At 61.1% G+C, this 10,151-nt stretch carries 13 protein-coding genes and 1 pseudogene; 5 read left to right on the top strand and 9 right to left on the bottom strand.

Translation table 11 applies throughout. The features are described 5' to 3' along the window. The 3 genes from Y708_RS29630 to sigE all read right to left on the bottom strand — a co-directional run. Window positions 1-304, bottom strand: a 304-nt coding sequence (locus Y708_RS29630; RefSeq protein WP_035775337.1) for a twin-arginine translocase TatA/TatE family subunit, incomplete at its 3' end; no start/stop codon positions are given. A 41-nt stretch (window positions 305-345) separates the two neighbouring features. Then, complete coding sequence (locus tag Y708_RS0105060) at window positions 346-1,302, bottom strand: anti-sigma factor family protein (RefSeq protein WP_081746482.1); 957 nt, start codon at window positions 1,300-1,302, stop codon at window positions 346-348. Between the two features lie 5 nt (window positions 1,303-1,307). Beyond that, window positions 1,308-1,949 carry an RNA polymerase sigma factor SigE gene (sigE, locus tag Y708_RS0105055; RefSeq protein ID WP_028279086.1) on the bottom strand — a complete coding sequence of 214 codons (642 nt, stop codon included), beginning with the start codon at window positions 1,947-1,949 and terminating at the stop codon, window positions 1,308-1,310. Between the two features lie 299 nt (window positions 1,950-2,248). On the opposite strand from sigE, the gene Y708_RS0105050 reads away from it, so the two are divergent. Further along, window positions 2,249-2,887 (top strand): O-methyltransferase, encoded by a 639-nt coding sequence (locus Y708_RS0105050; RefSeq protein WP_028279085.1) that lies wholly within the window; start codon window positions 2,249-2,251, stop codon window positions 2,885-2,887. Window positions 2,888-2,902: 15 nt separating this feature from the next. Here the strand turns inward: Y708_RS0105050 and Y708_RS28130 are convergent, their stop codons facing one another. The 5 genes and pseudogenes from Y708_RS28130 to Y708_RS22975 all read right to left on the bottom strand — a co-directional run bounded on the left by Y708_RS28130 (window position 2,903) and on the right by Y708_RS22975 (window position 6,212). After that, entirely contained in the window at window positions 2,903-3,070 is a 168-nt protein-coding gene (locus Y708_RS28130) for a DUF3117 domain-containing protein (RefSeq protein ID WP_081746481.1), read from the bottom strand. A 155-nt stretch (window positions 3,071-3,225) separates the two neighbouring features. Then, window positions 3,226-4,524 carry a hypothetical protein gene (locus Y708_RS0105040; RefSeq protein ID WP_253905693.1) on the bottom strand — a complete coding sequence of 433 codons (1,299 nt, stop codon included), beginning with the start codon at window positions 4,522-4,524 and terminating at the stop codon, window positions 3,226-3,228. After that, window positions 4,472-5,062 carry a DNA-3-methyladenine glycosylase I gene (locus Y708_RS0105035; RefSeq protein ID WP_028279083.1) on the bottom strand — a complete coding sequence of 197 codons (591 nt, stop codon included), beginning with the start codon at window positions 5,060-5,062 and terminating at the stop codon, window positions 4,472-4,474. The genes Y708_RS0105040 and Y708_RS0105035 overlap by 53 nt, the downstream gene beginning before the upstream one ends. Continuing rightward, a complete protein-coding gene (locus tag Y708_RS0105030; protein ID WP_028279082.1) occupies window positions 5,059-5,391 on the bottom strand; it encodes a DivIVA domain-containing protein in 333 nt (110 codons plus the stop codon). The genes Y708_RS0105035 and Y708_RS0105030 overlap by 4 nt, the downstream gene beginning before the upstream one ends. A gap of 39 nt (window positions 5,392-5,430) precedes the next feature. Continuing rightward, a pseudogene (locus Y708_RS22975) lies at window positions 5,431-6,212 on the bottom strand (TIGR00730 family Rossman fold protein). Between the two features lie 118 nt (window positions 6,213-6,330). Between Y708_RS22975 and Y708_RS0105020 the strand changes: the two are divergent. The 4 genes from Y708_RS0105020 (at window position 6,331) to Y708_RS22970 (ending at window position 9,639) form a co-directional block, all read left to right on the top strand. After that, entirely contained in the window at window positions 6,331-7,119 is a 789-nt protein-coding gene (locus Y708_RS0105020) for an amino acid ABC transporter ATP-binding protein (protein WP_028279081.1), read from the top strand. Window positions 7,120-7,162: 43 nt separating this feature from the next. Then, window positions 7,163-8,017: a glutamate ABC transporter substrate-binding protein gene (locus Y708_RS0105015; protein ID WP_028279080.1), complete on the top strand. Its 855-nt coding sequence runs from the start codon at window positions 7,163-7,165 to the stop codon at window positions 8,015-8,017. 75 nt (window positions 8,018-8,092) lie between these two features. Continuing rightward, on the top strand, window positions 8,093-8,767 hold the full coding sequence (locus tag Y708_RS0105010; RefSeq protein WP_028279079.1) for an amino acid ABC transporter permease: 675 nt from the start codon (window positions 8,093-8,095) through the stop codon (window positions 8,765-8,767). After that, complete coding sequence (locus Y708_RS22970; RefSeq protein WP_051478627.1) at window positions 8,764-9,639, top strand: amino acid ABC transporter permease; 876 nt, start codon at window positions 8,764-8,766, stop codon at window positions 9,637-9,639. Before Y708_RS0105010 ends, Y708_RS22970 begins: the two co-directional genes overlap by 4 nt. A 67-nt stretch (window positions 9,640-9,706) precedes the next feature. On the opposite strand, the gene Y708_RS22965 is transcribed toward Y708_RS22970, so the two are convergent. Continuing rightward, on the bottom strand, window positions 9,707-10,151 hold a 445-nt coding region (locus Y708_RS22965; protein WP_035775334.1), incomplete at its 5' end, for a M20/M25/M40 family metallo-hydrolase.

Here is a 10,151-nt window from a genome sequence, read left to right as displayed (position 1 = left end):
TTGCAACCGGCTTGGGCGCACCTTCGCTCAGGGGTTTGATGGCGTCCTCGATGTCATCAAGCAGCGCCTCTTTGATGATCCTGCGCGGATCGTACTGGCGTGGATCGAGCTTCTGCCAGTCGACGTCGTCGAACTCGGATCCCACTTCCTCACGCAGCTGTTCCCGCGCGCCGGTAGCCATGCGCCGGAGCCCTTTGACCAGGCGTCCGAGCTGCGCGGCGTACTCGGGCAGTCTTTCCGGGCCGAGGATGACCACAGCAAGGATCGCAAGTAGCACAAACTCGTAGCCGTTGATTCCTAACACGAGAGAAGACTACCGTTCGCTGCCCGTTGGATGCTATTTCCCTACGGTGATGGCTGAGTGAGTTTACTGAGCCCCCGAAGGATCCTGCTCAGCGGGTCGGCCGGTGCAACTGTGTGACCCTGTGCCAGCTGGGAGTGCTCGGCCAGTACCAACTGATTGACCGCTCGCGGCATGTCCGCCACCGGCAGGCTGGAGACCACAGTGTAGGTAACGGACTCCGAGTCGAGGACAATCTGCCAGGAATGGCCGGGGTGCACCCAGACCTCTCGCTGCATTCCGCCAATTCTTTCGAACCCGTCAGCGGTTACAGTATTACCCGTCACCGCGTTGACGGGGGCCGCCTGGGACACGTTGGCGCCCTCGAGCTTCCTGTGTTCGTAGATGGTGACAGAATCGGAGCCGTCCTCCAGGACCAGGCGCAGAGCGGGGCTCCCGCCCACCGTGATTGCATCAGCGCTGATCACCTCGAATCCCATGGAACCCAGCTCAGGGCAATACCATCCTCCTTGACGCAACTGGGTCAGCTGGTCCGACGAAAGCCTCGCCGGAGTGTCATGAGCCACGGACTGCCATCCTGCGACAAGAGAGCTGGATGCCTGCCCTCCGTTTCCGCGGCCTGTTTCCACTTCGGATCCGAGTGCGTAGGCGCCAGTCAGGGTTGCCAGTGTGACCACGGCCAAGCCACCTCCGACGGCCATCGCGTTGCGGTGGCGGGTGGCGAAACCAGACGGCTTTTGATGCTCCGTGTGGGCAACATCCCAGGAAGCTGCCGAAGATCGCTGTTCACCAATGCCGGAGCGTCTCAGGATGCGCTCGCAGAGGTCCTCCGCCGGGTCCGGTATGTCAGAGCTCCTGACGCGCCGCCTGATGAGTTGTTCCTGCTCCACGGCGCGTCTGCACGCGCCGCAGCGGGAGAGGTGATCCTCCACCGAAGTGCGGCGGGACCCGGTCAACTCCCCGTCGACAAAGTCAGCAAGAAAACGTGTTGGGTGACGCATGGGAGCTAGCGGGCACCCGCAATCCGAGGCATCTTCAGCCGGGGTGCGCTGGCCGGGTCAACCCTGGGATCGCGGTGCGCAAGTTTTTCGCGAAGGATGGTCCGTCCACGATGAATCCTCGAACGGACGGTACCTAGTTTGACCCCGAGAACCCTCGCGACCTCGTCATAAGCCAAACCCTCAAGGTCGCACAGCACAACAGCAGCGCGGAAGTCGGGCGGCAGTTCCTCAAGTGCCGCCTGAACGTCGATATCGAGATTGTTAAACTCGAAGCTCCGCTCCGGGCCTGGATGTTTGCTGGGCAGCCTGCTTTCAGCGTCCTCCGTGAGCCCGTCAAACCGGATACGGCTCTTGCGTCGGGCCTGATCCAAAAACAGATTGGTGGTAATCCGGTGCAGCCAGCCGTCCAGCGTGCCCGGTTTGAAATTGGCAAGGGAACGGAAAACCCGCACGAATACCTCCTGGGTCAGGTCCTCGGCGTCGAACTTATTTCCCGTGAGCCTGTAAGCCAGCCGGTAGACCTTCGGAGAGTGAACCGTGACCACTTCCTCCCAGGACGGAGCCACCCAAGTGGTTTCGCTGGAATCGTGCTCTTCAGTGGTGGCCTGGTCCGCCGCTGAGACGACCGCCGTGTGTGAAGTAGACATTGGTCTTCTCCTCCCGCCCTCGAATACCGTTGAGTGATGCTTGCAAGCTGACGCCCACGGACGGCGGACGAAAACGTGTGCTGTAAGTTATTCGGGGCACTGCCTTGTGTGGATGCCTTGAGCTACGAATATGCCCGATCAAGCTGGGAGGTTGCTGGAAAAACCCGGTGCGGTACCAACGCGCGGTTATCAACAGCCATCGGCCCTCCCCGCAGTACGCTGGGGAATGTAAGGCACCGCCGTCCGGTCAGGATCGGTCGGAGCGCACCCAAACCAACACACACGAAATGAGCAATCGAATGGGCGCGGACAAAAAGGCCAGCTGGTCCTATTCGGAAGGACTGCCCACCGAGGACGACGTTCTGCTGCGCGCGCGCGACCGGTCGCAGGAACTCGGCGTCACGCCGGTCAGTACCGGAGTGGCCGCCGCGCTCACCGTCCTCGCCGCTGGCTCGAAGGCGCAGACCGTGGTGGAGGTTGGTTCAGGAGCGGGCGTGTCAGGCGTCTGTCTGTTGCGCGGTTTGAGTCCAAACTCGGTGCTCACCACAATCGACTCCGATGTGGATCATCTCCGTGCGGCCCGCGAGGCCTTCGTCGAAGCGGGCATTCCGGGCAATAGAACCCGGACCATCTCCGGCCGCGCATCGGACGTGCTCCCCCGTCTCACAGACAGCGCCTACGACATTGTATTTATTGACGCGGACAAGCAGGGGCTACCCGGATACTCTGAGCAGGCGCTCCGCCTGCTCAAACCGGGGGGCATGCTGATTATCAATGATGCGCTTGACCAGGACCGAGTAGCGGATCCCGCGATGCGCGAGACCTCCACCAATATCCTTCGACAGGTGGGGAAGGCCATCCGTGCGGATGAGCAACTGCTGTCCTCGCTCATCCCGGTTGGAAATGGGCTGCTGCTCGCAGTCAAACGTGTGAACTAGCCGGACCGTCCAGGGCTAGTCAGTGACGGTCACCAGGCAATCCTTGAGTTTGCCTGCTTCTTCGGAGTTCAGTTCAACCACAAGCCGGCCGCCTCCGTCGATGGGTACCCGCATGATGAGACTGCGTCCCTCTTTGGTGACTTCCATTGGTCCATCACCGGTACGCGGTTTCATGGCAGCCATAAAGAGATTCCCTTTCCACAGTGCGCAGCTGGGTTCCCAGCCGCCCGTCAACACACGATGCACGGCGGCATGCTTCCCCCGCGCATTGTTCCTCAGCCATTATCCCGCACATTAGCGCGCCGGGCGAATCGCCGGTGCGCGGCGCATCGCTGAGGTCACGGCGAGTAATCCCCTCCTGAGGGCAGCGGGGTCCATGCCCAGAGCCACGTGACCCACACGATCTGCAGTACCGCAAAGCCCGCAACAAGCACCAGCCGGTACGCACGGGACCGGGACCCAAAAACCGCTGCGAGAGCAAGCGGGAAAAGGGGAAGCAGGATTCGGAAGGTACTGGTCTGCGGATTCCAAAAAGCCGCAAGGTACAGCAGATAGGCGCCGCACCATAGCTGCAGGTGCACTCCCAGCCGCCTGCCAGGTGTCGAGAAAAGGAACCACACCGTCGCCGCCACGATGCCGATCAGGGCCAGCGGGCCAACTGCCCCGCCCAGGAACCTCACCGAAGCAGTCCACCAGGGAAGAAACGGAACCAGTTCCTCTCCCCGCCACACGGTCTCGGTTTCGACGTAGGCGCTTGGCTCCCCCGTGACAACCCAGGCAATCAAGGGCCACGCGACAGCGGCCAGAGCACTTGATGACGTGAGGGCCGCCAAACGGATCACCCGTTGCCGGTCACTCCTCCATTGGGCAGGCAGATGAATGAGGAGCAGACCGGCAGCAAGCATCGCAAAGGGCACTCCTGCCGGCCGCGCAAGGCACATGAGGACCACCACGGGAATCGCAGTGAGATGGCGTCCGCGCGCAACCAGGAGGAGTGCCAGCGCAAGCAGGAACAGGTGCAATGACTCCGCGTAAGGAATCTGGAGTATCGGGGAAGTCGGGAAAAAAGCGACCAGAGCAATCGCCCACAGTGAATCGGCATGGCCAGCCCGCATCCTGAAGAGCTTGAAGATCACCAGCGCCGCGGCGAACCCAAAAGCTGTTGCCACCACAGGCGCAACCGGTATCCACTCCGCCCCGGTCACCAACCCGGCGAGACGCACCAGCGTAGGGAACAGCAGGTGGAAAGCCCACTGATTCTCGGCAACGGCGCCTTCCGCATCGCGGGGCAGAACCGACGGATAGCCCTCTTCGTAGATCCTTTGGTACCAGCCACTGTCCCAGAAGTTGACGAACTCGAGGTAGGAGGGTGCGGTGGCCGCCCAGGGGCTGGTGATTTGTTTGGCTGACGCGGCGGTGAGAACGGCAAAGGAAAAGACACGGGCAAGGCCGTAGACCGCGGTCACCTGCAGCCACCAGGGAAGCCGACTGAAGGCGGCTGCCGCCCGATCAGTGATCCGGCCCGTCCGCCCCATCAATGACTCCGACCCGGGCAGCCGCAACCCGTCCGCACCCGGCCGGCCGTCAGATGGTTGTTCCGGCATATTCCCGGGCCCAGCAATCATCGAGATGGTCATTGACATAGCCAGTGGCCTGCATCATGGCGTATGCGGTGGTCGGGCCAACAAAGCGAAAGCCGCGGGACCGCAGTTCCTTGGCCAGTGCAACAGATTGGGGCACGACGGCGGGCACGTCACCGAGCGATCGCGGCGCCGGCTTTGGCGGCGGCCGGTGCGATTCCAGAATGCTGGCAAGCGTGGTCCCTGTCGGTAGTGCCAGCAGGGCCCGGGCGTTGGCAATGGTAGCAACGATCTTTGCCCGGTTCCGCACAATCCCGGCATCCCCAAGAAGGCGCGCGACGTCGTCGTCGTCGTAATCCGCTACCACCACCGGATCGAACGCCGCGAACGCGGCGCGGAAGGCCTCACGCTTGCGCAGGATGATAATCCAGCTCAGACCAGACTGGAACGCCTCAAGGCTGATGCGCTCATACAGTGCTGCCTCACCGACAACCGGGCGGCCCCACTCGAGGTCGTGGTACGCGAGGTAGTCCTCGCTTTCGACTGCCCAGCCGCACCTCGCCCGCTGATCGGATCCACTGATGACAGCGGTCATGGTTCTTCACTGAAGTCTGCGCGCAGCGCGGCTATGGTGGCATCCCTTTGCTCCAATACTGCTGCGAGACGGTCAAGGACCTCGTCCACCTGATCCATCCGGTACCCCCGGAGGCCCAGCGCAAACCGCAACCTATGAATGTCCGCCGGGCCGGGATTCTCCGGAAGAAGAACAGCGGGCAGCGACGGCGTTGGTTCCACCAGGCCGGGCACGACGGCGGGATCCCACGGGTGCAAACCGTCAGGATCCGTGCGGCGCAGGCGCCCGACGGCCAGCAGGGACGTAATACCGACCAGCGCCACTGCGATGAAGACGAGGAAAATACTCACTGCACCAATGGTGCCAGACTGCGCCGACAGTTCTTGGGCCTACGGGCCGGAATGGGAGGCTGTATCCGCGATGACGAGCTTCACCGCTTCCTCCGGACTGTCAACGAGATGAACGAGGTCTAGGTCCTTGGCTGAAACCATTCCGTTGGCTAGCAGGGATCCCCTCACCCATTCCCACAGCGGAGACCAGAACTCGGAACCGATCAGCACAATCGGGAAAGATGTCACTTTCTGGGTTTGCACCAGCGTCATGGCTTCGAAGAGTTCATCGAGGGTTCCAAAGCCGCCCGGCAGGACGACAAACCCCTGGGCGTACTTGACAAACATCGTCTTGCGGGCAAAAAATAGCGGAAGTTGATGCCTAGGTCCACCCACTCATTCATGCCCTGTTCGAAGGGCAGTTCGATGCCCAGCCCTACGGAAACGCCGCCCGCCTCGCAGGCGCCCTTGTTCGCGGCTTCCATGGCGCCGGGGCCGCCGCCGGTGATTACCGCGTAGCCGGCCCCAACCAGCCTTCGGCCAACCTCCTCCCCCATCGCGTAGTAGGGCGAATCGCGCTTGATCCGCGCGGAACCGAAAACGCTGATTGCGGGACCGAGTTCTGACAACGTACCGAAGCCTTCGACAAACTCGCTTTGGATGCGCAACACGCGCCAGGGGTCTGTCTTGGTGAAGGGTGTTCCCGCATCCGAGTCGAGCAGGTAGCGGTCGGACTGGACAGATTTCGCCTGGTCACGTCTCAGCTCTACCTGGCCGCGCCTGCGTGGCCGGTTGCCCGCACCGTTGCTTCCGGGGGTATCTGTACTCTCTGCGTGGGACATAGCTCAAGGCTAACTGCAAGGAAGCGCGCCCAAACTCTTTGGTTGCTCTTGAATCACGATTTCCGTCTAAGGCAACCCAAAGTATTGCCAGAAGGGAATCTTTCGCTAGATTCTTGTTATGACCAGTGATTCACAGTCGAGCACAACCGCGTCCGCCGCTGACTCCCCAGCACAATCCCTTGTCTCCCTCAAGAACGTCAACAAGCACTTCGGTGACCTGCACGTGCTGAAGGACATCAACCTTGAGGTGTCCAGGGGCGAAGTGGTTGTGGTCATCGGCCCCTCCGGTTCAGGCAAGTCAACACTCTGCCGGGCAATCAATAGGCTGGAGACCATTGATGATGGCGAGATCCGCATCGATGGGATGGTGCTTCCGGCCGAGGGAAAGGCCCTCGCCAAGCTGCGGGCCGATGTAGGAATGGTGTTTCAGTCATTCAATCTGTTCGCCCACAAGTCCATATTGGAAAATGTGACCCTCGGCCCGATCAAAGTCAAAGGAATGAAGGGCGGCGCAGCGAAGGAGCTGGCCATGTCCCTGCTCAAACGCGTTGGCGTGGACAATCAGGCGCAGAAGCTTCCCGCCCAGCTTTCCGGAGGGCAGCAGCAGCGCGTGGCCATCGCGCGGGCGCTGGCCATGCAGCCCAAAGTGATGCTCTTCGATGAGCCCACCTCGGCGCTGGACCCCGAGATGATCAACGAGGTTCTTGACGCCATGGTTGCGCTGGCCAAGGAGGGAATGACCATGATCGTGGTAACCCACGAGATGGGGTTTGCCCGCAAGGCCGCAGACCGTGTCCTCTTCATGGCCGACGGTCAGATTGTTGAACAGGCCACTCCGGAGGAGTTCTTCACCAACCCCAAGAGCGACCGTGCCAAGGATTTCCTTGGCAAGATCCTCGCACACTAGCTCACCTAAATTTTCAGTAAGTAAAGCAACGCAAGGAGAAATCATGCGCAAGACACGTTACGCAGCGGCGGCAATGGCCGCGGCTGCCGCCCTGACCCTGGCCGCCTGTGGTGGCGGCGACGACGGCGGAGAGGCCGGAGGCGAAGCCAGCGGCGAAGCTGGCGGCGACACCGTTCGCATCGGCATCAAGTTCGATCAGCCTGGACTGGGCTTCGACGAGGGCGGCGAATACACCGGCTTCGACGTCGATGTTGCCAAGTATGTAGCCGCGGAGCTGGGCTTCGAGGAAGACGCAATTGAGTGGGTGGAGGCACCCTCAGCGAACCGCGAGAACCTGCTGTCCACTGGTGAAGTCGACATGATTTTCGCAACCTACTCCATTACCGATGAGCGAAAGGAAACAGTTGATTTCGCCGGGCCGTACTTTGTGGCCGGTCAGGATCTTCTGGTGCGCGCGGATGATGAGGAAATCACCGGGCCGGAGTCCTTGACGGATAAGAACCTGTGTTCAGTGGCCGGATCAACCTCCGCTGCACGCATTAACGAAGAGTTTGGCGCCGAAGCCAATCTGGTGGAACAGCCCGGCTATGCCGAGTGTGTCAGCCTGATGGGCGGCGGGCAGATTGACGCCGTCACCACGGATGACATCATTCTTGCCGGACTGGCAGCCCAGGAAGCCAACGCCGGCCAGTTCAAGGTGGTGGGAAACCCCTTCTCCGAGGAGAACTACGGCGTTGGACTGCCCAAAGGTAGCGAAGACTGCGAAGCCATCAACGAGGCCATCACCAAGATGATTGAAGAAGGCGCCTGGGAAGAAGCCATCACGGCAAACACCGAGGGCGCGGACTACACTTTCAACGCCGAGTTGAACCCGCCAACGCCTGATGAGTGCGCATAACATCTGCAATCGAGTGGTGGGGTGGCCGCGTGCCACCCCACCACTCATGTTCAAGACCAAGGAAAGAGGTGAGACATGGATAGCTTCCTTTCACTTTTCGCCGAATACGACGTACCCGGTGCCTTCTGGGTGAACATTCAGCTGACGTTCTGGGCGGCGATCTGGTCCTTCCTGCTTGGCGCGATTCTCGCCCTCATGCGGATCTCACCAATTGCCAGCTTGCAATGGTTCGGCGCGGCGTATGTCAACATCTTCCGCAACACTCCCCTGACTGTCATTATCGCCTTCGGAATACTCGGCCTGTGGGGCCAACTGAACGTTATCCTCGCAGAGGATTTCGATCTCAACTTCCTTCGCCTTGCCATTATGGGTCTGAGCATCTATCACGCGGCGTTCGTCTGCGAAGCCATCCGCAGCGGCGTCAATACCGTTCCGCTGGGCCAAGCGGAAGCCGCACGCGCAATAGGGCTCAGCTTCCTGCCCGCAGCCCGATTGATCATCTTTCCCCAGGCTCTCCGCGGTGCTGTTGCCCCGTTGGGCAACGTGCTCATCGCCCTGACCAAGAACTCCACCGTCGCCTTCGCAGGGTCGGTTGTTGAGTCCTCCAACCTCATGAAGGAAATGATCGAGTTCCGGGGTGACCTGGTCATCCCCATCTTCCTCATCTTCGCGATGGGATTTGTGATCATCGTAGTTCCGGTCGGATTGCTGACCACCTGGTTGTCCAAGAAGCTGGCGGTGTCCCGATGAGCGCTCAACAAGTACTGTTCGACGCGCCCGGCCCACGCGCGAAACGAAGAATCCTCGTAGGCAATATAGTCGGCGTGCTGTTTGTCCTCGGCCTCATCGCCTGGGTGATCTTCGCTCTTGCCGGCCAGGGCCAGCTTGATGCAGCAAAGTGGACACCGTTCCTCGAAGCCCGAACCTGGCAGTTTTTCATCCTTCCCGGCCTGCTCAGCACACTCCAGGCGGCAGCCGTCGCGGTGGTCACCTCGATCGTGTTCGGGCTTATCTTCGGTGTCGGCCGACTGTCTCATGTCCTACCGATCCGGTGGCTGGCGGGAGTGATTGTCGAGTTCCTGCGCGCAGTCCCGGTGCTGCTGATGATGATCTTCCTCTGGCTTGCGCTGGCCCGGATCGAAGCCGTCGAAGATCCTATCTTCGCTGCTGTGGTGATCGCGTTGACGCTCTACAACGGATCCGTCATCGCCGAGCTTGTCCGTTCAGGGGTTCACGGACTCCCCAAGGGCCAGCGTGAGGCAGGCATGGCGATCGGAATGACCAGGGGTCAGTCCCTCCGCAGCATCGAGATACCGCAAGCCCTGGTCGCGATGCTTCCGGCGATGGTGAGCCAGTTTGTCGTGATCCTTAAGGACTCAGCGCTCGGCTACATCATCGGATACGCCGAGCTGCTCCAATTCTCGCGACGGCTTGGTGTTGGCGAGGGAAATCTGCTGCAGGCCCTGCTCATCGCGGCGGTGATCTTTATTCTGATCAACTTCGCACTTTCGTCTTTGGCTAATAGGCTTTCCGGCTATCTCAGTTTCCGGACAGCCCGTAAACCCAAGAAGGACAACACCAAGAAGGTGGTTGCCATGGATGCGACCAACACGCTTAGCTAGATTCCCGACAACGAGGGCAGGGACGGTGGACCTCCGCCGTCCCTGCCCTCCGATCAGGATTTTTCGCTCAGGCCAGCCACGCCTTGAGAACCTTCAGGCACTCACGGATGGCGTCCGCGCTGACGTGCTCGTCGTCGGAGTGGGCCAACAGGGGATCACCCGGCCCGAAGTTCACCGCTGGAATACCCAGCTCGCTGAACCTCGCGACATCGGTCCAGCCGTACTTGGGTTTTGGCTCTGCACCCACGGCGGACACAAAAGCGGCCGCTGCTGGATGGTTCAGACCGGGACGCGCACCGGCAGCCGCATCCGTCCGGACAACATCGAAACCGGACAGGAGGTCGCGGACATAGGCTTCCGCCTGGTCCGGGCTCTTATCCGGAGCGAAGCGGTAATTCACTTCGATCACCGTTCGGTCAGGGATGACGTTGCCGGCTGTCCCTCCGCTGATCAGCACTGCGTTGAGGCTCTCGCGGAAATCGAGGCCCTCAACGCCCACCGTGGCTGGCTGG

It is taken from the genome of Arthrobacter sp. H5 (assembly GCF_000520595.1).
In the GTDB taxonomy this organism is placed as follows: Bacteria; Actinomycetota; Actinomycetes; order Actinomycetales; family Micrococcaceae; genus Arthrobacter_D.
The sequence above is the reverse complement of the archived record's forward strand: the minus strand, read 5'-3'. Positions and strand labels throughout refer to the sequence as shown.